We start from the raw sequence: 23,895 nt of genomic DNA, 5'->3' as shown, positions 1-23,895 counted from the left end.
TGATGAACTCGCCACGCTGCAACTCGGCCCAAAACACCTGCACGTTCTCCGTGATCATGTGATTAGCGAACCGCATGGTCAACACCTCCACTCAGTCAGGTGTTGCGATCACCGCGAGAACCCAAGGAACGGCATGCCGGAACGCAGTCGGCATGGAAGGTCGCGAGCGTGACGGTCCCTCATGAGGCACAAGTTGATCGGAGTTGCAGCCAACCCGGATGTGTCACCGCGCGATCGCAGCCTGGTTCGATGTTCACGAGCAGCGGTCCTGACTACGCTCGCGGCCATGAGCACCGCGCGCGGAACCTTCAACGTTGTGATGACACCGGTGACGGCCGAAATGGAGGGGGCCGTTAGCCGGTTCGACTTCACGAAAACTTTCTTGGGTGACCTTGAAGCCACCGGAATGGGCGTGATGCTCTCTTGCGGTAATCCGCAGGTCGGAGAAGCGGGTTACGTGGCGATCGAGACTGTTCGCGGTCGCATAGGCGAACGCGAGGGCGGTTTCGCGCTTCAGCAGCTCGGGAGAATGCACCGTGGGTCGCAAACTCTGCACTACGAGGTGGTGCCTGGATCTGGCCGTGGCGCGTTCGACGGCATCGTCGGCACCTTCCACCTGACCATCGAAGAGGACGGGACCCACCGGTACGAGCTGGCGTACGAGCTCTGAACATCTGCTGGCGGCCGAATGAGAACCCAAGGGTCGGCTACCGGGCAGCTGATCTAATTGTCCGTCGGCTTCGCACCGTGGATGGGCGAATGCCGTCTGTCAGATCAGGCTGTGCCAGAGGTCGTGTTGGGTGTACAGGCGCTCGACCTCGTCTAATTCAACCGCGGCGTCTTGGGCCTTGCCAGTGGCGCGTCCGGCGACCCACCAGTCCGCGCCGGGTAGACCGGCGGACAGGTAGGCCCGACTTCCGACCTCATGATGATGGTGGATGGTGCGTGGCTGTGCCAGCACTTCGCGTGGGATGGCTCCCACATTCTGATCAGGCCGGTCTCCACGCCGAGGACGATGGCGTCGTACCAGCGCCAAACAACGACCTCGGCACCGCCCGGCGCTGTCCCGACGGCCACGAGATGACCCGGGGATACGCGCTCAGTACGCGGCGACGGAAACCGCGTCGCGTACCGAACCGGGTGCGCCCGTATTTGCGATCTCGCAGAACATCTTCTCGAACACGGACGACGATTCCGGATTCAAGCCGAGCGCCAGCGACGTAGTTCTTCTTTGAGTCTTTGATTTCGAGCGACCTCTCGAAGGGGGCGCCTCCCCGCTGCTGCCGGTCGGTCAGTCAGCTCCACGAGGCGCGGGAACCACCAGGGACATGGGTGTCGCACCTCCTCTCGGTCGAATAAGCGCCAATCTGCCAGCGCGGCACCGCCGTGTCACGAGGGAATCCTGTCCGGGCAGGTGCGTCATACGCGACGGTCAAGGTCCTCGCCGCTGTCCACTGCCGGCGGGTGGCCAAGCGGCGCTGTGACTTGCAGCGCTATCTGGCGGTGTTCTCGCAGCGCTATTTGGCCCGAGGCCCGGCGTCTCGCAGGGGGATCCCTGGCCGCACGTTCTGGCTGAGAGACTTGTGCCCATGCCGATGACTGTGCGGTTCGAGATCTTCCCCTCCGACCTCGACGCCACAACCGACTTCTACACCCGCGTGCTCGGGTTCAGCCTCGCCGCGGATCAGCGTGACGATCCCCAGCCATACCTGGCCGTCCAACGGGACGGTGTCCGTATCGGTGCGGCGGGTCGACAGGACCAAGGACACCGAGGCTCTCGCCGGCCGCCGACCGGCGTGGAGCTCGTCTTCGAGGTCGACGACCTTGTCGATGAACTCGACCGGGTGCAGCGAGCTGGTTGGCCTCTGGTGGAGGACCTGCAAGCACGACCTTGGGGCCTGCGAGACTTCCGTCTGCTCGATCCCAGCGGCTATTACCTACGAATCACCGAGCGGCGAGCTGCTACGCCCGGCGGCCACCCCCCACCGTCGCAGTAGCGGATCCTCCTACGACACTGTGCTGAGTGGCGCGGAACCTGATCCGTCGACTAGGTAGCCCGAGTCAGCTTCGACGGACCGTTGCCTGGTGTCCGTCGCTACGCCAAGTGGTGATCTCAAGCTCCCCACCACCTGGCGCGACCCTGGTCAGGACGACGGTCTCGATGTCGATGCGGAACCGATGAGGCTCTACCTCTATGGCGTGCCCGGTGATTTTTCCGTCGCCGAGCCAGCTCGCTGGATCTTCGACGGGAGTGTCCTCGGTCGGGCAGTGCAGCGCTAGGCGTGGGTCGCGGCGGAGATCACCCGCGCGCTTGGCCCCCGGCATCATTTCGAGGTAGATCTCGCCGTCACCGGCGAAGTCGACCTCGGTCCCGCTGATGCGTGGCGACCCGTCACGTCGTATCGATGCCATGGTGGCGTGCTTGCGGATCGCGAAGGTGCGGCGGACGGTCGTGGCGAGTGACGGCGCGTCCGCGGCAAAGTCCCTCCATGAGGTCACGACGGTGAGCATATGCACGAGGGCACGACATCGTCCCGGTTCCCGGGAACCTCGGGTGGGCGATGGAGACGGCGGGTCGGGGTTCAAGTCCCCCCTGGCGCCAGCCCGTCGCTGTGTCAGTAGCGGATCGTCCTGCGGGGACGGCGGGCGCATCGCCGAGCGGGTGGAGACCAGTACGTGACCGCTGTGACCGAGGTAGACGTACGGTCGGCTGCGTGGAGGTGCGAGAGGTTCCGCTGGCGGACGGGCTCGTGATCAGCTGCCAGCTGTCTGGCGACCCGGACTCGCCCGCAATGGTGCTGCTCCACGCTCTTGGCGAGCAGGCGGCAACCTGGGACGAGGTGGCAGCGCGGTTCGCGACGCGGTTCCGGATCGTGGCGCTCGACCTGCGTGGCCACGGCGCGAACACTTGGCCGGGGATGTACTCGTTCACCTGATGCGAGACGACGTGCTCGGCGTTCTAGTCGCTCTTGACCTACAAGATCTCGTCCTGGTCGGGCACTCGATGGGCGGCACCGTCGCCTACCTGGTCGCGCAAGCCCAACCCGGCCGCATCGCCCGACTGGTGGTGGAGGACGCACCGCCGCCGTTTCCCCGTGAGCGACCCGTGCCTGCCCGCCCTGCAGGAGAGCTCCCGTTCGACTGGGTCGTCGTACCCGCCATTGTCGATGAGGTCAACGACCCGTCCCTGCGGTGGTGGAAGCACCTGCCCGAGATCACGGCGCCGACCCTGCTCGTCGGCGGAGGCCCGACCAGTCACGTCCCGCAGGACCTGCTGGTCGACGTCGCCAGAGCCGTGCCGGACTGCACCCTGGACCCTGGTGACCCTCTCCGCCGGACACGACGTCCACGAGTCCCAGCCCGACGCTTTCGTGGAGACCGTCCTCAACTGGCTCGGAACCGACCGCGCCGGCTTCGCGCCTGTCTCTCGCAGTAGGCCGGGAACGTCTTACGGGACGCGGATTGCCGCAGCGGGTCGGGCAGGACAGGCTGGGCTGTGCTCGCTCCGGTTAGGTCCGGGAGGGGCGAGGCGTCGACCGGCTCTAGCTGACGGTGGTGCGCAGCGAGTGCAGCGCGGCGGACAGAAGCTCCCGCAGGGGGCGGCTCTCGGCTGGCTGCGTCCATCGCTGGATGGCCGTCTGCTGCACGAGCATGCCGGCGCCGGCCGTGAGGAGCGCGATTTCGGGGTCGAGACCTCGCGCGTGGAGCGCGGCGGCGATGGCGTCGGTGAGCGCGGCCCGCTTGCTGAGCTCGCGCTCCTGCAGCTCCGGGTTGGCGTCGACGATCTTGTGGCGGCGGGTCACCGCGGCGCGGCGTTCCTCGAACATCGTGTCGGCAGCGGCTTGCAGGGCGCGCACGACAGCGTCGAGGGGCGGCAATGTGTCGGCGCAGGCGGCGATTTCGCGGACGATCTCTTGCTGAAATTCTGAGCTCAGGCCGAAGAGCACCTCTCGCTTGTCGGCGAAGTGGTTGAAGAACGTCCGCTGGGTGAGCCCTGCCCGCTGGGCGATCTCGGCGACCGTGGTGTGCTCGAACCCTTGTTCGTCGAAGAGTTCGAAGGCGGCAGCTTGCAGGCGCTCGACTCCGTCCGGTTCCCATCGCGGCATGCCTCGAAGCGTATCGACTGCACCACGTGCAGTCGGCGATGCTACAGTGATTTCATAAACTGCAATCACTGTCGTAGGCTTGTCGTGCTGCGATGCCGTGAAGGAGATTCAGCTATGCGCGTGTTCGTCACCGGTTCCTCCGGGCACATCGCCTCCGCAGTCATCCCGGAGCTGCTGTCTGCCGGTCATTTCGTCACCGGGCTGGCCCGCTCGGACCGTGCGGCGGCCGCTGTGGAGGCGCTCGGGGCCGACGTGCGACGAGGCCGATGGCGTCATCCACCTCGCGTTCAAGCACGAGGAACAGCACTCGGGTGACATGGCCGGCGCTGTCGCCGCGGACCTGCGGGCGATCGAGGCGATGGGCGCTGCGCTCACCGGGTCGGACAAGGCCTTTGTCGGGACCTGCGCGACTGGCGCGCTGGGCCTCGCCGGTTTCCAAGGGCGGCTCACAGAGCGCGACGTGATGCCCGGTGGTCCGCGGGTCGATGCCGAGAACACCGTGATCGCGCTCGCCGAGCAGGGCGTGCGGTCCTCGGTCGTCCGGCTGCCGCCGACCGTGCATAGCCTCGGCAGTTACGGCTTCGTCTCTGGCCTGATCACGGTCGCCCGCGCGACGGGGGTCGCTGGCTACCTGGGCGACGGGAGCAACCGCTGGCCGTCCTGCTCCACGCGCGACGTCGGCCGTCTCTACCGCCGGGCGCTCGAGTCCGCGCCCGCGGGGGCCCGGCTGCACGCCGTCGCCGAGGAAGGCATCACCCTACGCGACATCGCCACGGTGATCGGCCGGCGTCTCGGCGTTCCGATCGCGCCCGTCGCCGACGAGGACGCCGAGCAGCACTTCGGCCACCTGAGCATCTTCATCAACCTGGACAACCCCACCTCCAGCCAGATCACCCGCGACACGCTCGGCTGGATGCCGACCCGGCCCGGCCTCCTGGCAGACCTCGACGACGAGCACGACCTCGCGGTCGAGGCCGACGCGACATCCGCCGGCTAGGGGCACACGAGATGCAGCAGACCGACTCCACGGCACTCGAGCTCGTCAAGGACGCGGCATCGGCCGCGCCCTGATCAACCCCGCTTGCAAGCGACGGCCCGGGAACACGGCTACTCCGTCGTCCGCTGGATCACCGCCGAGGACAACCACCAGGCCCAGCTGCTCTACGACCAGGCCCAGCTGCTCTACGACATCGTCGCCGCCCCGCACCCACTGGGTCACCTACGACGCCAGCCCATGATCGCCCCCGTGATCCGGCGCCGAACGTCCCGGCAGAATCGTCACCGCCTCCGGTGGCACGCCGAACTCCTGTCCTGCTCCACTGTTGAGTAGCGGCATGGTTGGGGCCACCGTCCACGGCCTGTGGCAGCACCTCGGCAGCGCGGGCGGCGGGCTGACGCGAGTGACCGCCGTCTGAGCGCAGCCGGCGCTCCGATAGGCGCGCTCTTCCGGACCGAACCGTCGAGCAATTGGTACAAGAACTGGCCGAGCAGGGCGGGCTGACCAGGCAGATCGTCACGGGCGCAACGCTGACGGATGTGGCGAGCCCGGGCGGACGATTCAGCGCCGAGGCCGGCCCGACCCCCACTCTGCTGTCGATCCTGCTGCACGTCCAGCAGGAGTACGCCCGGCATGCGGGGCATCTGGACATCGCCTGCGAAATCCTGGCGGGCGTGACGGGGGAGTGACGAGAGCGGCCCGCACAGCCCAGCCCCGCCCGGGTCGTTAATGAAACGTCGTCGTCGGTGACTAGCCGTAGACTTCTGGACAGCCAACGCTGCCGGAGTCGCCACCGCCCACGCCGCAGGTCTTGCACCAGCCCAGCCATCGAGGAATATGCCCGTGCCAGAGACGTCATTGCTCCGCCCCGACGCGACGGACGCCCTGTCCGCCATGCTGAAGTCGCGCATTCTCGTGTTGGACGGCGCGATGGGCACCATGATCCAGCGGCACGTGTTCAGTGAAGAGGAGTACCGCGGCACCCGGTTCGCCGACTGGCACCGCGACCTCAAGGGCAACAACGACCTGCTGAGCCTCACCCAACCCGAAGCGATCACCGCGATCCACCGAGCCTATCTCGACGCCGGTTCGGACCTGGTCGAGACGAACACGTTCAACGCGCAGAAGATCTCCCTGGCCGACTACGGCATGCAGGAGCTGGCCTACGAGCTGAACTTCGAGTCCGCGCGGCTGGCCCGCGCCGCCTGCGACGAGGTCACGGCCGCGGACCCCAGCCGTCCCCGCTACGTCGCCGGCGCGCTCGGACCCACCAACCGGACGGCGTCCATCTCGCCCGACGTCAATGACCCCGGCGCGCGCAACGTCACCTATCTGGAGCTGGTCGAGGCCTACCTGGAGCAGGCGAACGGCCTGGTCGACGGCGGTGCCGACCTGCTGCTCATCGAGACGATCTTCGACACCCTGAACGCCAAGGCCGCCATCTTCGCGCTCGAAACACTCTTCGAGGAGCGCGGCCGCAGGTGGCCGGTGATGATCTCGGGCACCATCACCGATGCCTCCGGACGCACGCTGTCGGGTCAGGTGACCGAAGCCTTCTGGAACTCGGTGCGCCACGCCAAGCCGTTGCTGATCGGGCTGAACTGCGCCCTGGGCGCCCACGAGATGCGCCCGTACCTGGCCGAGATTGCCCGAGTGGCCGACTGCTTCGTGTCCTGCTACCCCAACGCCGGCCTGCCCAATGCCTTCGGCGAGTACGACGAGGCACCGGACCAGACCGCGGCCGTGGTGCGCGAGTTCGCCGAGAGCGGGCTGATCAACCTGCTCGGCGGCTGCTGCGGCACCACGCCCGAGCACATCACCGCAATGGCCACCTCTGTCGCCGGCGTCACGCCGCGGGTGCCGTCCGTCCGTGAGCCGGCCTGCCGGCTGTCCGGCCTCGAGCCGCTGACGATTGTGCCGGAGTCGCTGTTCGTCAACGTCGGCGAGCGCACCAACATCACCGGTTCCGCCAAGTTCCGCAACCTCATCCGCGACGGCGACTACAACACCGCACTGACGGTCGCCCGGCAGCAGGTCGAGAACGGCGCTCAGGTTCTCGACATCAACATGGACGAGGGGATGATCGACGGCGTCGCGGCGATGGACCGCTTCGTCAAGCTGATCGCCAGCGAGCCCGACATCAGCCGGGTGCCGCTGATGGTCGACTCCTCCAAGTTCGAGGTCATCGAGGCCGGTCTGCGCTGCGTGCAGGGCAAGCCGATCGTCAACTCGATCTCGATGAAGGAAGGCGAGGACAAGTTCCGCCGCGAAGCCGCGCTGTGCCGCAAGTACGGCGCCGCGATCGTGGTCATGGCCTTCGACGAGCAGGGCCAGGCGGACAACCTCGAACGGCGCAAGACCATCTGCGCCCGGGCCTATCGCATCCTGGTGGACGAGCTCGGCTTTCCCGCCGAGGACATCATCTTCGACCCGAACATCTTCGCGGTGGCCACCGGCATCGAGGAGCACGCCAACTACGGCGTCGACTTCATCGAGGCCACCCGCTGGATCAAGCAGACCCTGCCCGGCGCGATGGTGTCCGGTGGCGTGTCGAACGTGTCCTTCTCATTCCGCGGCAACAACGCCGTGCGCGAGGCGATCCACGCGGTGTTCCTCTACCACGCGATCGCCGCGGGCATGGACATGGGCATCGTCAACGCCGGTGCGCTGGTCGTCTACGACGAGGTCGACGCGCGGCTGCGCGAGCGCATCGAGGACGTGATCCTCAACCGCCGCCCCGACTCCACCGAGCGGCTGCTCGAGATCGCGACCGAGTTCGCCGGCGACGGCAAGAAGGCCGAGGCGGCCAACGAGGAGTGGCGCGAGTTGCCCGTCGGCGAGCGCATCACACACGCGCTGGTCAAGGGCATTGACGCCTACGCCGAGACCGACACCGAAGAGCTGCGTGCGCTCATCGAGGGCCGTGGCGGTCAGCCGATCGAGGTCATCGAGGGCCCGCTGATGGCCGGCATGAACGTCGTCGGCGACCTGTTCGGGGCAGGCAAGATGTTCTTGCCGCAGGTGGTGAAGTCGGCACGGGTGATGAAGAAGGCCGTCGCCTACCTGATCCCGTTCATCGAGGCTGGCAAGTCTCCCGAGGATGCCGGACGAAGCAATGGCACCGTCATCATGGCCACGGTCAAGGGCGACGTGCACGACATCGGCAAGAACATCGTCGGCGTCGTGCTGCAGTGCAACAACTACGACGTCATCGACCTCGGCGTGATGGTGCCCGCCCAGAAGATCCTGGACGCCGCGAAGGAGCACGGCGCGGACGTCATCGGGCTGTCCGGCCTGATCACCCCCTCGCTGGACGAGATGGTCAACTTCGCCTCCGAGATGGAGCGCCAGGGCTTCGAGATTCCGCTGATGATCGGCGGCGCGACGACGTCCCGGGCACACACCGCGGTGAAGGTTGACAAGAAGTACCACGGTCCGGTGATCTGGGTGAAGGACGCGTCCCGATCGGTGCCCGTCGTCGCCGCACTGCTGTCCGACGATCAGCGTCCGGCGCTGCTCGAAGAGCTCCAGGTGGACTACGACTCCCTGCGCGAGCGTTACGCCGCCCGCAGCGAGGCCAAGGTGCTGCTGCCCATCGCCGCGGCGCGGGCCGACCGCACGCCGATCGACTGGACCGACTACCGGCCACCACGGCCGCGGCTGATCACCCAGCAGGCTCGCGACGTCCACACCGACGACCACCGGCCGCCGATGACGGTCCAGTTCGTCAAGACGTTCCACGACTACCCGCTGTCCGAGCTGCGTGAATACATCGACTGGCAGCCCTTCTTCAACGCCTGGGAGATGAAGGGCAAGTTCCCCGACATCCTGAACAACCCGGCGTCGGGAGAAGCGGCCCGCAGGTTGTGGGAAGACGCCCAGAAGATGCTCGACCAGCTCATCGCCGAGAAGTGGCTGACCGCGTCCGGCGTGCTCGGGCTGTTCCCGGCGAACACGGTGAACGACGACGACATCGAGGTCTACACCGACGAGTCGCGCGCCGAGGTGCTCACCACCCTGCGGCAGCTGCGGCAGCAGACCGAGCACCGGCCCGGCGTTCCGCACCGGTCGCTGGCCGACTTCGTCGCGCCCAAGGACACCGGACTCCGCGACTACGTCGGCGGGTTCGCCGTCACCGCGGGGCTCGGCAGCGCCGCCAAGGTCTCGGAGTTCAAGGCGGCCCTGGACGACTACAGCGCGATCCTGCTGGAGTCACTCGCCGACCGGCTGGCCGAGGCCTTCGCCGAGCGGCTGCACGAGCGGGTCCGTACCGAGTTCTGGGCCTACCAGCCGGACGAGGCGATGGACGCGGAGTCGCTGATCAAGGAGCGCTACGTCGGAATCCGGCCCGCACCGGGCTATCCCGCGTGCCCTGAGCACACCGAGAAGCAAACGCTCTGGGAGTTGCTCGACGTCAAGGCCAACACCGGTATCGAGCTGACCGAGAGCATGGCCATGTGGCCGGGCGCGTCCGTCAGCGGCTTCTACTTCTCGCATCCGCAGTCCCAGTACTTCGTCCTCGGGCACGTCGGCCGGGACCAGGTGCAGAGCTACGCCGAGCGCAAGGGTTGGACGGTCGCCGAAGCGGAGAAGTGGCTGTCGCCGAACCTGGGCTACCGATCGGACAACGAGTAACGCGATCGGACGTGTAACGCGATCGAACGACTAACGCCCGGTTCCGGCTGGGATGCGGTGATCTCTATGCTCGAAACGTGACGACCGCGACCAGCAGCTGGCTCCGGCAGTTCAAGCCGCTACCGCAGGCGCCCAGCTCGGCGGTGTTCCTTCCGCACGCAGGCGGCTCAGCGCCATTCTTCTTCGGCATGTCCGAGGCGCTCGCGCCGACCATCGACGTCTTCGCGGTTCAGTACCCCGGACGCCTCGACCGGTTCCGGGAACCGCTGATAACCGACCTGAACACCCTGGCCGACGAGACGTTCGCAGCGCTGCGCACCTCGCCGGCGCTGGCGAGCGGCCGGCCGTTCCAGCTCTTCGGCCACAGCCTGGGCGCGGTGCTGGCGTTCGAGGTGGCGCTGCGCTGCGAACAGGACCTGGGGCGTTCGCCGGTCACGCTGTTCGCCTCCGGCCGTCGCGCTCCGGGCACCGCGCGACGCCGTACCGAGGATGTGCACACCCGTGGTGACGCCGAGCTGCTCGCCGAGATCCGCAACCTCAACGGAACCGACTCCCCGCTGACCGACCCCGCGCTGCTCGAGCTGGTGCTGCCCGGAATCCGCGCCGACTACACCGCCATCGAGACCTACCGCTGGACGTCCGGGCCGGCACTGAGCTGCCCCATCGTGGCGTTGATGGGGAAGGACGACCCGTACACCAGCGAGGCCGAGTGCCAGGCGTGGTCCGAGCACACCACGGGTGAGTTCGAGCTCCGGAGCTACCCCGGCGGCCACTTCTTTCTCACCACTCAGCAGGACGCCCTCGCGGCCCTGCTGGTCGAACGCGCTCGCTGATGCCGAGAGGTCGCATGGCTGACCGCACGTACGACATCGTCCTGTTCGGCGCCAGCGGTTTCACCGGCGAGCTGACCGCCGACTACCTGGCGCGGCACGTTCCGGCCGGTTGCCGATGGGCGCTCGCGGGCCGCAACCGCGGCAAGCTGGAGGCGGTCCGGTCCCGACTGGCCGCCGTCGACGCCGGGCTGGCGAAGCTGCCGCTGCTGCTCGCGGATGTGACCGACGCCGAGTCGCTGCGTGCCGTGGCCGAGGCGTCCCGGGTCGTGATCAGCACCGTCGGCCCCTACATCATCCACGGCGAGCCGCTGGTGGCCGCGTGCGCGACGGCCGGCACCGACTACGTCGATCTCACCGGGGAGCAGGAGTTCGTCGACCTGATGTACGCCCGCCACCACGAGACCGCGGTACGGACCGGGGTGCGGCTGGTGCACTGCTGCGGGTTCGATTCGATTCCACACGATCTGGGCGTGTACTTCACCGTCGGCCAGTTGCCCGAGGACGTACCGATCACCGTGTACGGGGTGGTACGTGCCGGTGGCATGCCGTCCGGTGGCACCCTGCGCTCGGTTGTCGCGGCGCTGTCGCGGCAACGCAACGGGGCCACCGCGGGACAGGCTCGCCGCGCTCTCGAGAGGTCCCAGCCGGGCCAGGGCGCTCGCCGGTCCCAGGCGGTGGCGACGCGGCCGCGCCGGGAGGACGGCCTGTGGCTGCTGCCGCTGCCCACCATCGACCCCCAGATAGTCGCCCGCTCCGGCCGGGTGCTGCCGCGCTACGGCCCGGACTTCACCTACCACCATTACGTAGGCGTGCGGCGGCTTCCGGTCGCGGTGGCGACGGCACTGGGCGTCACCGCGCTGGCCGGCGTGGTGAAGGTGCGACCCGCGCGGGAACTGCTGCTACGCCGCATTCCGGAAAGCTCGGGGCCTTCACCCGAGCGCCGGGCGAAGGGCTGGTTCACCGTCCGCTTCACCGCGACCGGCGGCGGACAGCGGGTGGTCACGGAGGTGTCCGGCGGCGATCCGGGCTACGGCGAGACGTCGAAGATGCTCGCCGAGTCCGCGCTGAGCCTGGCCTTCGACGAGCTGCCGGACACGGCCGGCCAGGTGACCACCGCAGTCGCCATGGGCGATGCGCTGACCGGCCGGCTCACCGCGGCGGGGCTCACCTTCCGCACGGTGCGCGCCGGGTCGGCGGACCGCTAGACCGCCGGCAGGCTCGAGAGCAGCTCCCGCGCGCGCTCGGCAAACCGGTGCTCGACCAGTACCTCGTACTTCGTGGCGACGACCTGGCTCACCGACGAGAAGTCACGCGCGCCGTGGCGGGTCACCGCCGTGAACCCGATCTGGCTCCACACGAGGCCGAAGATGGCGCCGAAGATGGGGGTGCTGATCAGGAAGCCGAGCTGGTTGCCGCTGCCGAAGATCGAGAATGCCAGGCCGACGAACAGCCCCATCCACAGGCCCGAGATCGCCCCGGCCAAGCCCACCTTGGCCCTGGTGATCCGGCCGGTGACTCGCTCGACGGTCTTCAGCTCGGTGCCGACGATCGCCACGTTCTGGACTTCGAACTCGTGGTCCGAGAGAAAGTCGACGACTTTCTGCGCCTCCGGGTAATTCGGGTAGACCCCCAGCGACAGCGGGAATTCCAGGTCCAGCCCGGGACGCGGGATGTTCGGCACGTTCGGTGTCATCGCCATAGCTCAAGCCTGCCATCTCATCGGACGTCGGTGGGTCCTCTGATTCGGGTAACGATCGGCGCGAGCCGCGAGGTTCCCGACGCGCCGGACATCGCGAGCCGGCTCAGATCCAGCCCGGGAACCACATCCGAAGCTGCCAGTCGTGGTTGGTGAGCATGCCGCCGGTGAACAGCGGCCACATCCAGACGAAGTCGGCGGCCACCGCGCCGAGCCACAGCGACACCACCGCAGCCCGCAGCAACAGGCTCATCGAGATGCCGTGCAGGGCGATCCACTCGCGCAGCCCGACGGTGCGCACCGCGTCCCGATCGGCGTCGCGGTTCTCGGCCGGATCGTCGAACCCGTTCAGGGCAGCGCCGTGCGTCGGCGTGGACGCCGGTTCGGGTACCGTGTCGCCCGGGGACCGGCTCAGCATCGCCCCGACGGCCAGGGTGAGGGCCAGCATCAGGAACGGCATCAGCGGCGTCATGTAGAAGAGGAAGCCGGTCCGCCGGGTGTTCTGGAGCCAGACACCCCAGCCGGCCAGGAACGCCATCAGCACCGTGCCGGCCCGCCAGTCGCGGGTGGTCGCCCACTGCCAGAGGCACCAGAGCAGGGCCGGGATGATCGCCCAGTACTCGATCGGCGTGCCGATCAGCAGGATCTCGCGGGTGCAGCTGGTGGACCCGCAGCCGGTGACGCCCGAGGGTGCGTAGAACGAGGTCGGCCGTCCCAGGACGAGCCAGGACCACGGGTTGGCCTTGTAGGCGTGCGGGTCGTACAGGTGGCTGTGGAACAGGTACGCCTGGTGGTGGTAGTCGAGCAGGCTGCGGAATCCCGAGGGCAGCAGCGCGAACAGCCCGGTGCCGGAATGGATGTCGCCCCAGTGCCGGTTCCAGGAGTTCTCACCGACGAACCAGCCCGTCCAGGTCAGGAAGTACGCTGCCAGCGGCGCCAGGCCGAGCGAGAACACCGCGGCCGGCAGCGAGCGCTTGAGAACCGCCAACCAGGGGTGCTCGACCCCGGCGCTCTTCCACGCGCCCCGGTCCCACACCAGCGACAGCACGGCGAAGGCGCCCCAGAAAGACAGCGCGCTCCACTTCACCCCGAACGCCAGGCCGAGCAGGACGCCACCGATCAACCGCCACGGGCGCGGACCGAGGCTCGGCACACCGCGGCTGAGATCCACGCCGGCGGCATAGAGGTCCCCGAGCCGGCCACGCAGCTGGTCACGGTCGATGACGAGTGCCGCGAAGCCGGCGAGGATGAACGTCTGCAGAAAGATGTCGAGCAGCGCGACCCGGGACATGACGAGTGAGATGCCGTCGAGCGCCAGCAGCGTTCCGGCGAGCACACCCAGCAGCGTGGACCGGAGCATCCGCTGGGCCAGCCGCACCAGAATCAGCACGCTGACCACCCCGGCCACCGCGGGAGCGGCCCGCCAGCCGACCGCGTCGTTGCCGAAGATCGCCGAGGTGATCGCGATCAGCCACTTTCCCAGCGGCGGATGCACGATGAACATGTAATCGCGGTTGTCCTCGTAGCCGTAGCGCAACATCTCCTGCGCCTCGGTGGCGTAGTACAACTCGTCGAAGCTCTTGGATTCCGGAAAGCCCAGCGCCCAGAACCGGGTTCCGGCGGCCAGCGCGGTGACCGCCAACGCCCACAGCCAGCTTCGCAGCGGTGCGTCCGGCCGCCATCGGGTCAGCGCCGCCGGCACCTGCCGGGTCGCCGGAACTGCCCGCGATTCGGAGCGGGCGGCGAGCACGGGGACGGCTGTCACGGCGCTAATCGTAGGGTCTGCAGCTATGGAACTGGCTCAGGAGTGAGGATCGGCCACAAACCAGGCGAAAGGAGTCCGAATGGCGACGTCTGACAGCATCGGCCAGGGCGGTGCGGAGCCGGGCCGGGTGATCCTGGCAGGTGCGCCGCTGGGACGGCCCTCGGACGCCTCCACCGGCCTGGCGCACGCCCTGGCCACGGCGCCGGTGATCGCGGCCGAGGACACCCGCCGGCTGCACCGGCTGGCCAGCGACCTCGGGGTGACGCTCTCCGGCCGGGTGCTGTCCTTCTTCGAGGGCAACGAGGACGGCCGGGTGCCGCAGTTGCTGGAGCTGCTGCGGAGTGGCCAGGACGTGCTGGTGGTGACCGATGCCGGAATGCCGTCGGTGTCCGATCCCGGGTACCGGCTGGTGGTGGCCGCCATTGCCGAGGACCTGCCGGTGACGTCGCTTCCCGGCCCGTCGGCCGTGACCACGGCCATCGGGGTGTCCGGGCTGCCGGTGGACCGGTTCTGCTTCGAGGGCTTCCTGCCCCGCAAGGCCGGCGAGCGCCGCAAGCTGCTGGCCGAGCTGGCCACCGAGCGCCGGACGATGGTGTTCTTCGAGTCACCGCACCGGGTCGCCGAGTCGCTGGCCGACCTGGCCGCGGCGTTCGGAGCGGGGCGCCGCGCGGCGGTGTGCCGTGAGCTGACCAAGACCTATGAAGAGGTGCGCCGGGGCTCGCTGGCCGAGCTGGTCGAGTGGGCGGCGGCCGGCGAGGTCCGGGGCGAGATCACCCTGGTGGTCGCCGGCGCGCCGCGGGTCGAGGCGGCCCTCACCCCCGCCGAGCTGGCCGAGCAGGTCCGCGCCCGGGAGGTTGCCGGCGAGAGCCGCAAGGAGGCGATCGCGGCCGTGACGGCATCGGCGGGGGTGGCCAAGCGGGTGGTGTTCGACGCCGTGGTGGCGGCCAAATCGAGTTAACCGGCGTCACTAGTGTTAGCGGCATGAGCCCCACCAACATCCTGACCGCCGTGGCCTGGCCGTACGCCAACGGTCCCCGGCACATCGGCCACGTGGCCGGCTTCGGCGTGCCCTCGGACGTCTTCAGCCGCTATCAGCGGATGGCCGGCAACAACGTCCTGATGGTGTCGGGAACCGACGAGCACGGCACGCCGATCCAGGTGCAGGCCGAGCGTGAGGGCATCTCGGAGCGGGAGCTCGCCGACCGCAACAGCCTGGTCATCGCCAAGGACCTGCAGCAGCTCGGCCTGTCCTACGACCTGTTCACCCGCACCACCACGACGAACCACTACGCGGTCACCCAGCAGCTGTTCCTGGGCCTGCTCGACAACGGCTACATCTTTCCGCGCACCGAGCTGGGCGCGATCAGCCCGTCCACCGGGCGCACCCTGCCCGACCGCTACATCGAGGGAACCTGCCCGATCTGCGGCTATCCGGACGCGCGCGGCGACCAGTGCGACAACTGCGGCAACCAGTTGGACCCGGTCGACCTCATCAACCCGCGGTCGAAGATCAACGGCGAGACCCCGAAGTTCGTCGAGACCGAGCAGTTCTTCCTCGACCTGCCGGCGTTCTCCGACGTGATCTCGGACTGGCTGCGCAAGCAGGGGCACTGGCGTTCCAATGTCCAGAAGTTCGCCTTGAACCTGCTCGATGACCTCAAGCCACGCGCGATCACCCGGGACCTGGACTGGGGCGTGCCGGTGCCGCTGGAAGGCTGGCGCGACCGCAACGACAAGAAGATCTACGTGTGGTTCGACGCGGTGATCGGCTACCTGTCGGCCTCGATCGAGTGGGCCGCCCGCACCGGCAACCCCGACGCGTGGCGGCCGTGGTGGCAGGACCCGAACTCCGAGGCCTATTACTTCATGGGCAAGGACAACATCGTCTTCCACGCCGAGATCTGGCCGGCCATGCTGTTCGGCTACTCCGGGATCGGCGCGAAGGGCGGCAAGCCTGGCCCGCTGGGCGCCCTGAACCGCCCGTATGACGTCGTGTCCTCGGAGTTCCTGACGATGGAGGGCCGCAAGTTCTCCTCGTCCCGCAATGTCGTGATCTATGTCGGTGACATGCTGTCGCGCTACGACGCCGACGCCCTGCGTTACTACCTCACCAGCGCTGGTCCCGAGAACCAGGACACCGACTTCACCTGGGCCGAGTTCGTCCGGCGCAACAACGACGAACTGGTCGCGGGCTGGGGCAACCTGGTCAACCGGACGATCTCGATGACCGCCAAGAACATCGGCTCCATCCCACCGGCGGGCGACCTCACCGACGCCGACCGGACGCTGCTCACCTCGTCAGCTACCGCGTTCGACACCATCGGCGGGCTGATCGCCAAGAACCGCCAGAAGGCCGCGCTGGGCGAGGTCATGAAGCTGGTCGGCGAGGCGAACAAGTACCTGTCCGACACCGCCCCCTGGAAGCTGAAGAACACCGACCCGGCCCGGATGGCTTCGGTGCTGCACACCACGCTGCAGGTCGTCGACGACGTCAAGACCCTGATGACGCCGTTCCTGCCGACGTCATCGTCCAAGGTGCACGAGGCTCTGGGCGGCACCGGGGTATGGGCCGCAATGCCCGAGCTGGTGCAGGTCGACGAGCCGACCGCGGCCGGTTCGCCGTCCTACTCTGTGCTCACCGGGGACTACCAGACCATGGCGGTGTGGGCGTCCCAGCCGCTGGCCGTCGGCCGCGAGCTGGCGGCACCCACGCCGATCATCACCAAGCTCGACCCGTCCGTGGTGGACGAGGAGCTGGCCCGGCTCGAGGCCAAGGCCACCGATGGTGGCTGAGGCTTCCCGGCAAGCGGCCTGATGGCCAGGGACGACACGCCGCCTCCGCTGCCCGAGCCGCTCGCGGGCACCGTCTTCGATTCGCACTGCCACTTCGACTCGATGTCCTCGCGGGCTGGGTTCAGCGAGCCGGGGACCGCGGCCTCTCCGGAGTACATTGACGACGCCATGGCGCAGGCCTCGGCGGTCGGTGTGACGAAGGCCATCAATGTCGGGTGCGAGGTGGGGGAGTGGCAGGCCGCCCTGGCCTCCACCGGGCACCCCGATGTCCTGGCCGCGCTGGCCGTGCACCCGACCGCCGTCCGCGGGCTGACCGAGGACCACTACACCGAGCTGGAGCGGCTGCTGGCCCATCCCCGGGTGGTCGCGGTGGGCGAGACGGGGCTGGACTACTACTGGGACCGGACGACCCCGGCCGAGCAGCAGCAGCACTTCCGCCGGCACATCGAACTGTCCAAGCGAGTGGGCAAGCCGCTGATGATCCACGACCGCGACGCGCACGCGGATGTGCTGCGAATACTGAGAGAAGAGGGCGCTCCGGATGCCGGAGTGGTCTTCCACGCCTTCTCCGGTGATGCCGGGATGGCGCGGGAGTGCGTGGACGCCGGGTACCTGCTGTCCTTTCCCGGGGTGCTGACGTTCAAGAACGCGCCGGGGCTGCGGGAGGCCGCGCGAAGCATTCCGCTCGAGCATGTGCTGGTGGAGACGGACGCCCCGTTCCTGACCGCGCATCCCTACCGCGGACGCCCGAACGCGCCGTACCTTATTCCGCTCGTGGTACGGCTGCTCGCCGAGCTCAAGAAAGTCGACGAATCCGTGGTCTGCGCCACCATTTCGGCCACTGGACGCCGTTTTTTCGGCCTCTAGGTACTTTCCGTGTGAGTCGTTGCCGGGTCAAGTTTGGAACTCCGCCAGCTCGGCCGTTACGGTGCTGAGACCGAGCAGAACGCGAAAGGCCGACGGGCCCACAACGATCTAGGGGTTTTTTCTTGCGTCGCAGCGTGAAGTACGGCCTGTACGGCCTGGTCATCGCGGGAGTTCTTGGCGGAACAGCCAGCTGGGCCACCGCGCCGGCCGCGAAGTCGATCCAACTGCGGATCGACGGGCAGGGGCAGCAGGTCCACACCACAGCCAAAAATGTCCACGACGCACTGGCCGCGGCCGGCGTCACGGTGGGAAGCCACGACCTCGTCGCTCCCGATCTCAACTCCGGTATCTCGGACAACAGCGAGATCGTGCTCCGCCGCGGTCGGCTGTTGCATCTCACCGTCGACGGCCGCGCCCGTGATGTGTGGGTCAACGCGGATTCCGTCGACGAGGCGCTGAGCCAACTCGGCTACGGCGCCAACAATCTGGTGTCGGTTTCCCGCTCGATGCGGCTGGTGAAGGACGCCACGAGCCTGTCCATCGCCTCGCCCAAGCGGGTGACGTTCCAGGTGGACGGCCGGGCGCTGACCGTGCTGAGTTCCGGGCGTACCGTTCGTGACGCCATCGGCAACGCCATGATCTTCCTCGCCCCGACCGATCGGGTGTCGGTTCCGGCGACGAGCGCGGTGAAGAACAACCAGGTCATCCGGATCGCGCGGGTCCGCTACCGCTCCGCCGTGAGCATGGTCGCGGTTCCGTACCCGACGGTGGACCGGCCCGACGCCAACACGTACGTGGGCAACCGCAATGTGGTGGCCAACGGCAAGGCCGGCCAGAAGCGGCTGACCTACCGGCTCACCTACGTCGACGGCAAGCTCACCAGCAAGACGCTGCAGGGATCGGCGATGGTTGTCCAGCCGACGACCGAGATCCGCGGCGTCGGTACCAAGCAGAAGCCGGTCCCGCCGGCACCGGTAAAGGTCATACCACCGGCACCGGCACCGGCACCGGCACCCGCTCCCGCTCCCGCACCGGTTACGGCACCGGCTCCCGCTCCTGCACCGGTCACGTCGCCGAGTCCCGCTCCCGCACCGGTCACGTCGCCGAGTCCCGCTCCCGCACCGGTCACGTCGCCGAGTCCGGCTCCCACCCAGACGGCCCCCACCCCGCCGGCTCCGACCGGTGGGCTCAACTGGGACGCCGTCGCCGCATGTGAGTCCGGTGGCAACTGGGCCATCAACACCGGCAACGGCTTCTACGGTGGCCTGCAGTTCGACATCGGTACCTGGATGTCCAACGGCGGCGGCGCGTACGCCAGCCGGCCCGACCTGGCCTCCCGGGAAGCGCAGATCGCGGTGGCCACCACGCTGTACAACGCACGGGGCTCCAGCCCCTGGCCTGTCTGCGGACAGCGCCTGTAGGTTCCGTTCGATGCCGGGTCGTGACCTTGTTGTGACCCGGCATTGTGCTGAGCTACGCCCGATGACCCGGTCGTCCTATCGGCGTCCGGCAGTAGATTTCTGAGGAGTTTGTTTTGCATCGCAGTGCCAAGTTCGGCCTGTACGGCCTGGTGCTCGCAGGGTTGCTCGGCGGAACCGCCGCCTGGGCGACCGGCGGCAAGTCCGTCGGCCTGCGGGTCGACGGCCAGGAGCGGCAGGTCCACACCAGCGCGCATGACGTCCGCGGGGTTCTCGCGGCCGCTCATGTCGCGGTGGGGGAGCACGACCTGGTCGCTCCCGACCTGGCGTCCTCGATCAAGGACGGCAGCCAGATCGTTCTCAATCGGGGCCACCTGTTGAACCTCACCGTCGACGGTCACGCCCGCAACCTGTGGGTCAACGCCGACTCGGTGGACGAGGCTCTGAAGCAGCTCGGGTTCGGCACCGAGAACCTGGTATCGGTGTCGCGTTCCAAGCGGCTCGACACCGGAGCCACGAAGCTGTCGATCACCTCGCCGAAGCCGGTCACCTTCAAGGTCGACGGCAAGTCGGTGAAGGTGTCCAGCCTGGGCCCGACGGTCCGCCAGGCGCTGGTCGAGGCGCACGTGTCGCTGTCCCCGACCGACCGGATGTCGGTCGCGAGCACCAGCGTCCTGCGTGCCAACGAGGTCATCACCATCAAGCGCGTGAAGTACGCCCAGCAGCTCGAGCAGGTGAGCCTGCCGTTCAACTCGGTGCGCCAGCAGGACCCGAACACCCTCAAGGGCACGAGCTCGGTCCTCAGCCAGGGCAGCACCGGCGTCGAGCGGGTCACGTACCAGCTGCTCTACATCGACGGCAAGCTCGCGGGCAAGGTCGTCAAGGGCCGGACGGTGCTACGCGCGCCGGTCGACCAGGTCACCACGTTCGGCACCAAGGAACTTCCGGCACCTGCACCTGCACCGGCACCTGCACCTGCACCGTCCGGTGACCCTCAGCAGATCGCGGCCGGCATGGTGAGCGCTCGCGGCTGGGGCGGCGACCAGTTCTCGTGCCTGGTCAGCCTGTGGACCAAAGAGAGCGGCTGGCGGACGGACGCGGCCAACCCGTCCGGCGCGTACGGCATTCCGCAGGCACTGCCCGGCAGCAAGATGTCGAGCGCCGGCGCGGACTGGCAGACCAGTGCCACCACCCAGATCAGCTGGGGCCTGGACTACATCGCCGGCGTGTACGGAACCCCGTGCGCCGCGTGGGGCCACTCGCAGGCCACCGACTGGTACTGATGGGCTCTGACAGACTCGCACCCATGACAGACGGTGCTGCAAGCGAGTTGCTGGGACCGGTCCAAGTTCGAGAGCTGGCCGAGCGTCTGGGGATCCGTCCCACCAAGACGCTCGGCCAGAACTTTGTGCACGACCCGAACACCATCCGGCGGATCGTGCGCGCCGCCGAGCTCACCGCCGATGACGTCGTCCTCGAGGTCGGCCCCGGACTCGGAAGCCTGAGCCTGGGCCTGCTGGCAGCCAGCAGCCATCTGACGGCCGTGGAGATCGATGCCCGGCTGGCTGACGAGCTGCCCCGAACCGTCGAGCGGGTGGTTCCCGAGCTGGCCGGCCGGCTCACCGTCGTCCAGGCAGACGCCCTGGCCATCCGCGAGCTCGCCGATCCGCAGCCCACCGCCCTGGTCGCGAACCTGCCGTACAACGTGTCGGTGCCGGTGCTGCTAAACCTGCTCGCGGCGCTGCCGAGCATCCGGCACGGACTGGTGCTGGTGCAGCTGGAGGTGGCCGACCGGCTGGCCGCACCACCCGGGTCCAAGGTGTACGGGGTGCCCAGCGCCAAGCTGGCCTGGTACGGCTCCGCCCAGCGCGTCGGCGTGGTGCCGCGGTCGGTGTTCTGGCCGGTGCCCAACGTCGAGTCGGGCCTGGTGCGCTTTTTCCGGACGGCACCGCCGGATACGACGGCCGGCCGGGACGAGGTTTTCCGCGTGATCGACACCGCCTTCGCCCAGCGGCGCAAGATGCTGCGCTCGGCACTGGCCGGCTGGGCCGGTTCCGGTGCCGCCGCCGAAGCCGCGCTGATTGCCGCGGGCGTGGACCCGACGGCGCGGGGCGAGACGGTGGACATCAACGCCTTCGCCCGGATCGCGGCTGCCCGGCGGTAGCGAGCGGCTGAAGAATGGCCGGTTAGCTGCGGCCGTCGAACAGGCTGGTGACGGAGCCGTCCTCGAATACTTCCCGGATGGCCCGCGCGATCATCGGGGCGATCGAGATGACCGTCAGCTTGTCGAACTGCTGCTCCGGCCGGATCGGCAGGGTGTTGGTGATGATCACCTCGCGGGCCCGGGAGTTCTTCAACCGCTCCGCCGCCGGCTCGGAGAAGATGCCGTGGGTGGCGGCGATGATCACGTCGGACGCGCCCGCCTCGTACAGCAGGTCGGCGGCCTTGACGATGCTGTCACCGGTGTCGATCATGTCGTCGGCCAAGATGCACAACCGGCCCGCGACATCACCGACGACCCGCTTGGCGACGACGTGGTTGGCCACGTTGAGGTCCCGCGACTTGTGGATGAAGGCGATCGGCGCGCCCCCGATCCGGTCCGCCCACTGCTCCGCCGCCCGAACCCGGCCGGTGTCCGGCGAGACCACCGTGATCTCTTCGCCGGCGTAGGTCTTGGCCACGTACGCGGCCAGCAGCGGCATCGCGAACAGGTGGTCCACCGGACCATCGAAGAAGCCCTGGATCTGGGCGGTGTGCAGGTCGATCGACATGATCCGGTCCGCGCCCGCGGTCTTGAGCAGGTCGGCCATCAGCCGGGCCGAGATCGGCTCGCGACCGCGGTGCTTCTTGTCCTGCCGCGAGTACGGATAGAACGGCGCGACCACGGTGATCCGCTTGGCCGATGCCCGCTTCAGCGCGTCCACCAGGATCAGCGTCTCCATCACCCACTTGTTGATGGGGGTGGTGTGGGACTGGATGACGAACGCGTCGGAGCCGCGAACCGATTCCTCGGGCCGGACGAAGATCTCGCCGTTGGCGAAGTCCCGGGCCGTCATCGGCATCACCGTCCCGCCGAGGTGGCCGGCGATCTCCTCCGCCAGCTCGGGAAAGGCGCGCCCGGAGAAGAGCGTCAGGCTCTTGCGTCCGGCCAACTGCAAATTGCTCATACTTCGGTGCTCCCAGTTGTGCTGCGTCCGGAGGGGTCGTGCTGCTCGTGCTCCGTGCCCGCTGAATCAGCGGCCCCCGTGCCCCCCGTGGCGGCCAGCGCCGCTTGTGCCGCGAGGTCGGCCTCGGTCCCCGCCCGGCGACGCCGCACCCACCCTGTCACGTTGCGCTGGCGTCCGCGGCCGACGCCCAGCGCCCCGGGCGGCACGTCGTTGGTGACGACGGTGCCGGCCGCGGTGTAGGCGCCGTCGCCGACGTGCACCGGGGCGACGAACATGTTGTCGGCACCGGTTCGGACATGGTTGCCGACGGTGGACCGGTGCTTGTGCACGCCGTCGTAGTTGACGAACACCGTCGCCGCGCCGATGTTGGTGTGCTCACCGATGCTGGCGTCGCCGACATAGCTCAGGTGCGGAACCTTGGTGCCCAGCCCGATGTCGGACCCCTTGATCTCGACGTACGTTCCGATGTGCACCTGGTCTGCCAGCACGGTCCCGGGACGCAGGTACGCGAACGGCCCGATGGTGGCCCCGGCGCCGATGCTGGACTGTCTGGCCACCGTCCGCTCCAGGCTGCTGCCGGCGCCGACAACGGTGTCGGTCAGCGTGGAGTCGGGGCCGATCACCGCGTCCGCGTCGATCCGGGTGCTGCCGTGCAGCTGGACGTTCGGTCGCAGGACGGCATCGGCGGCGAGTACCACGTCGGCGTCGACCCAGGTGGTGGCCGGATCGATCACCGTGACGCCGTTGCGCATGTGCTGGTCGAGCAGCCGGTCGTTGTACGCCCGGTGCGCGGCGGCAAGCTGCACCCGGTCGTTCACGCCCGCGATCTCCGTCGCGGGTGCCAGCAACGCACGGACGGTCCGGCCCTGCCGCAGGAAGATGCTGAGAACCTCGGGCAGATACTCCTCGCCCTGGGCGTTGTCGGTGCTCAGTTCGGTGACGGCCGCGCGCAGCAATGCCGCGTCGAAGGCGTACACCAGTGCGGAGACCTCGCGGATCTCGCGCTGCTCCGGGCTCGCGTCGGCGTGTTCGACGACGCCAAGGACGGTGTCGTCGCCGGCACGCAGTATCCGGCCGTAGCCGGTGGGGTCGGGGACAACGCTGGTCAGCATGGTGGCGGCCGCCTGCTGAGCGCGGTGCTCGGCGAGCAGGTCCGCCAGGGTGCCGGCCGTCAGCAACGGGGCGTCGCCGGGAACGACCAGCACGGTGCCCTCGACCGCCGGTCCGCGCGCCGCTAGCTGCTCCAGGGCCACCCGGACGGCGTGACCGGTGCCGAGCTGCTGATCCTGGACCACCGGGACAGCTTCGGGCACGATGGCGGCGAGGTGTTGTACGACCTGCTCCCGCCGGTGTCCCACCACCACGGCCGTCGTCGTGGCGCCGAGCTCGGAGGTCGCGGCGACGACGTGGCCGAGCAGTGAGCGCCCGGCGAAGGAGTGCAGGGTTTTCGGCAGCGCCGCGGATCTCATTCGGGTGCCTTCACCGGCAGCCAGGACGATGACCGTGACAGGGGTGCCCGTGGCTCGGGCGTCCTCAACGTTCACGACGCGAGCCTATCCGAGCCCGGACTTCGCGCTGACCGCAGAACGGTGTGCGCCGCTGAGCCGATCGGGCGTCC

21 protein-coding genes and 2 pseudogenes are annotated in these 23,895 nt (G+C 68.5%); 16 read left to right on the top strand and 7 right to left on the bottom strand.

Translation table 11 applies throughout. The features are described from left to right. Positions 1-286 precede the first annotated feature (286 nt). The gene (locus RM423_RS17325; RefSeq protein ID WP_311424299.1) at positions 287-670 is read left to right on the top strand and encodes a DUF3224 domain-containing protein; all 384 of its coding nucleotides are present in this window, start codon (positions 287-289) and stop codon (positions 668-670) included. 99 nt (positions 671-769) lie between these two features. Here RM423_RS17325 and RM423_RS17320 read toward each other — a convergent pair whose 3' ends face one another. Continuing rightward, a complete protein-coding gene (locus RM423_RS17320; protein ID WP_311424298.1) occupies positions 770-982 on the bottom strand; it encodes a hypothetical protein in 213 nt (70 codons plus the stop codon). Between the two features lie 607 nt (positions 983-1,589). Between RM423_RS17320 and RM423_RS17315 the strand changes: the two genes are divergently transcribed. Continuing rightward, entirely contained in the window at positions 1,590-1,997 is a 408-nt protein-coding gene (locus RM423_RS17315; protein WP_311424297.1) for a VOC family protein, read from the top strand. 64 nt (positions 1,998-2,061) lie between these two features. On the opposite strand, the gene RM423_RS17310 is transcribed toward RM423_RS17315, so the two are convergent. Then, positions 2,062-2,499, bottom strand: a complete 438-nt coding sequence (locus RM423_RS17310) for a pyridoxamine 5'-phosphate oxidase family protein (RefSeq protein ID WP_311424296.1) — start codon at positions 2,497-2,499, stop codon at positions 2,062-2,064. A 215-nt stretch (positions 2,500-2,714) separates the two neighbouring features. Between RM423_RS17310 and RM423_RS17305 the strand changes: the two genes are divergently transcribed. Both RM423_RS17305 and RM423_RS17300 read left to right on the top strand, forming a co-directional pair. Further along, positions 2,715-2,936: an alpha/beta fold hydrolase gene (locus tag RM423_RS17305; protein WP_311424295.1), complete on the top strand. Its 222-nt coding sequence runs from the start codon at positions 2,715-2,717 to the stop codon at positions 2,934-2,936. Then, positions 2,831-3,436: an alpha/beta fold hydrolase gene (locus tag RM423_RS17300; RefSeq protein ID WP_396327765.1), complete on the top strand. Its 606-nt coding sequence runs from the start codon at positions 2,831-2,833 to the stop codon at positions 3,434-3,436. The genes RM423_RS17305 and RM423_RS17300 overlap by 106 nt, the downstream gene beginning before the upstream one ends. Before the next feature lie 106 nt (positions 3,437-3,542). On the opposite strand, the gene RM423_RS17295 is transcribed toward RM423_RS17300, so the two are convergent. Then, positions 3,543-4,106, bottom strand: coding sequence for a TetR/AcrR family transcriptional regulator (locus RM423_RS17295; protein ID WP_311424293.1), 564 nt, complete (start codon positions 4,104-4,106; stop codon positions 3,543-3,545). Between the two features lie 114 nt (positions 4,107-4,220). On the opposite strand from RM423_RS17295, the pseudogene RM423_RS17290 reads away from it, so the two are divergent. The 6 genes and pseudogenes from RM423_RS17290 (at position 4,221) to RM423_RS17265 (ending at position 11,776) form a co-directional block, all read left to right on the top strand. After that, positions 4,221-5,103, top strand: a pseudogene (locus tag RM423_RS17290) (SDR family oxidoreductase). Positions 5,104-5,187: 84 nt separating this feature from the next. Then, complete coding sequence (locus RM423_RS17285; protein ID WP_311424291.1) at positions 5,188-5,436, top strand: hypothetical protein; 249 nt, start codon at positions 5,188-5,190, stop codon at positions 5,434-5,436. A gap of 101 nt (positions 5,437-5,537) precedes the next feature. Further along, positions 5,538-5,792: pseudogene (locus RM423_RS17280) on the top strand (mycothiol transferase); the annotation flags it as partial. A 148-nt stretch (positions 5,793-5,940) separates the two neighbouring features. Continuing rightward, positions 5,941-9,738, top strand: a complete 3,798-nt coding sequence (gene metH / locus RM423_RS17275) for a methionine synthase (protein WP_396327763.1) — start codon at positions 5,941-5,943, stop codon at positions 9,736-9,738. A 77-nt stretch (positions 9,739-9,815) separates the two neighbouring features. Further along, the gene (locus RM423_RS17270; protein ID WP_311424289.1) at positions 9,816-10,571 is read left to right on the top strand and encodes a thioesterase II family protein; all 756 of its coding nucleotides are present in this window, start codon (positions 9,816-9,818) and stop codon (positions 10,569-10,571) included. 14 nt (positions 10,572-10,585) lie between these two features. Continuing rightward, on the top strand, positions 10,586-11,776 hold the full coding sequence (locus RM423_RS17265) for a saccharopine dehydrogenase family protein (RefSeq protein ID WP_311424288.1): 1,191 nt from the start codon (positions 10,586-10,588) through the stop codon (positions 11,774-11,776). Here the strand turns inward: RM423_RS17265 and RM423_RS17260 are convergent. Together RM423_RS17260 and RM423_RS17255 are read right to left on the bottom strand one after the other, a co-directional pair. Then, positions 11,773-12,270, bottom strand: a complete 498-nt coding sequence (locus tag RM423_RS17260) for a general stress protein (RefSeq protein ID WP_311424287.1) — start codon at positions 12,268-12,270, stop codon at positions 11,773-11,775. The two genes, RM423_RS17265 and RM423_RS17260, sit on opposite strands and share 4 nt — an antisense overlap. Before the next feature lie 103 nt (positions 12,271-12,373). After that, on the bottom strand, positions 12,374-14,032 hold the full coding sequence (locus RM423_RS17255) for a dolichyl-phosphate-mannose--protein mannosyltransferase (RefSeq protein WP_311424286.1): 1,659 nt from the start codon (positions 14,030-14,032) through the stop codon (positions 12,374-12,376). Between the two features lie 79 nt (positions 14,033-14,111). Here RM423_RS17255 and rsmI point away from each other — a divergent pair, with 79 nt between their 5' ends. From rsmI to rsmA, 6 genes are all read left to right on the top strand, one after another. Continuing rightward, a complete protein-coding gene (rsmI, locus tag RM423_RS17250; RefSeq protein WP_311424285.1) occupies positions 14,112-14,990 on the top strand; it encodes a 16S rRNA (cytidine(1402)-2'-O)-methyltransferase in 879 nt (292 codons plus the stop codon). Between the two features lie 23 nt (positions 14,991-15,013). Next, positions 15,014-16,825 (top strand): methionine--tRNA ligase, encoded by a 1,812-nt coding sequence (gene metG / locus RM423_RS17245; protein WP_311424284.1) that lies wholly within the window; start codon positions 15,014-15,016, stop codon positions 16,823-16,825. Between the two features lie 21 nt (positions 16,826-16,846). Next, the gene (locus tag RM423_RS17240; RefSeq protein ID WP_311424283.1) at positions 16,847-17,692 is read left to right on the top strand and encodes a TatD family hydrolase; all 846 of its coding nucleotides are present in this window, start codon (positions 16,847-16,849) and stop codon (positions 17,690-17,692) included. 134 nt (positions 17,693-17,826) lie between these two features. Continuing rightward, positions 17,827-19,113, top strand: a complete 1,287-nt coding sequence (locus tag RM423_RS17235; protein ID WP_311424282.1) for a transglycosylase family protein — start codon at positions 17,827-17,829, stop codon at positions 19,111-19,113. A 113-nt stretch (positions 19,114-19,226) separates the two neighbouring features. After that, a complete protein-coding gene (locus tag RM423_RS17230; protein ID WP_311424281.1) occupies positions 19,227-20,393 on the top strand; it encodes an aggregation-promoting factor C-terminal-like domain-containing protein in 1,167 nt (388 codons plus the stop codon). Between the two features lie 23 nt (positions 20,394-20,416). Next, positions 20,417-21,274 (top strand): 16S rRNA (adenine(1518)-N(6)/adenine(1519)-N(6))-dimethyltransferase RsmA, encoded by an 858-nt coding sequence (gene rsmA / locus RM423_RS17225; RefSeq protein WP_311424280.1) that lies wholly within the window; start codon positions 20,417-20,419, stop codon positions 21,272-21,274. Positions 21,275-21,296: 22 nt separating this feature from the next. Here the strand turns inward: rsmA and RM423_RS17220 are convergent, their stop codons facing one another. Both RM423_RS17220 and glmU read right to left on the bottom strand, forming a co-directional pair. Next, entirely contained in the window at positions 21,297-22,277 is a 981-nt protein-coding gene (locus tag RM423_RS17220; protein ID WP_311424279.1) for a ribose-phosphate diphosphokinase, read from the bottom strand. Next, positions 22,274-23,821: a bifunctional UDP-N-acetylglucosamine diphosphorylase/glucosamine-1-phosphate N-acetyltransferase GlmU gene (gene glmU, locus RM423_RS17215; protein WP_311424278.1), complete on the bottom strand. Its 1,548-nt coding sequence runs from the start codon at positions 23,819-23,821 to the stop codon at positions 22,274-22,276. The genes RM423_RS17220 and glmU overlap by 4 nt, the downstream gene beginning before the upstream one ends. Between the last annotated feature and the right edge of the window lie 74 nt (positions 23,822-23,895).

It is taken from the genome of Jatrophihabitans lederbergiae (assembly GCF_031845305.1).
Lineage (GTDB): Bacteria > Actinomycetota > Actinomycetes > Mycobacteriales > Jatrophihabitantaceae > Jatrophihabitans_A > Jatrophihabitans_A lederbergiae.
Note: the sequence above shows the minus strand (reverse complement) of the source record. Positions and strands in the feature narration are given on the sequence as shown.

Excerpts from the sequence above, each read along its gene's own strand:
- RM423_RS17325 (WP_311424299.1), top strand. The coding sequence starts at position 287 with ATGAGCACCGCGCGCGGAACCTTCAACGTTGTGATGACACCGGTGACG.
- RM423_RS17315 (WP_311424297.1), top strand. The coding sequence starts at position 1,590 with ATGCCGATGACTGTGCGGTTCGAGATCTTCCCCTCCGACCTCGACGCC.
- RM423_RS17295 (WP_311424293.1), bottom strand. The coding sequence starts at position 4,106 with ATGCCGCGATGGGAACCGGACGGAGTCGAGCGCCTGCAAGCTGCCGCC.
- metH (WP_396327763.1), top strand. The coding sequence starts at position 5,941 with ATGCCCGTGCCAGAGACGTCATTGCTCCGCCCCGACGCGACGGACGCC.
- RM423_RS17265 (WP_311424288.1), top strand. The coding sequence starts at position 10,586 with ATGGCTGACCGCACGTACGACATCGTCCTGTTCGGCGCCAGCGGTTTC.
- RM423_RS17260 (WP_311424287.1), bottom strand. The coding sequence starts at position 12,270 with ATGGCGATGACACCGAACGTGCCGAACATCCCGCGTCCCGGGCTGGAC.
- rsmI (WP_311424285.1), top strand. The coding sequence starts at position 14,112 with ATGGCGACGTCTGACAGCATCGGCCAGGGCGGTGCGGAGCCGGGCCGG.
- metG (WP_311424284.1), top strand. The coding sequence starts at position 15,014 with ATGAGCCCCACCAACATCCTGACCGCCGTGGCCTGGCCGTACGCCAAC.
- RM423_RS17240 (WP_311424283.1), top strand. The coding sequence starts at position 16,847 with ATGGCCAGGGACGACACGCCGCCTCCGCTGCCCGAGCCGCTCGCGGGC.
- rsmA (WP_311424280.1), top strand. The coding sequence starts at position 20,417 with ATGACAGACGGTGCTGCAAGCGAGTTGCTGGGACCGGTCCAAGTTCGA.
- RM423_RS17220 (WP_311424279.1), bottom strand. The coding sequence starts at position 22,277 with ATGAGCAATTTGCAGTTGGCCGGACGCAAGAGCCTGACGCTCTTCTCC.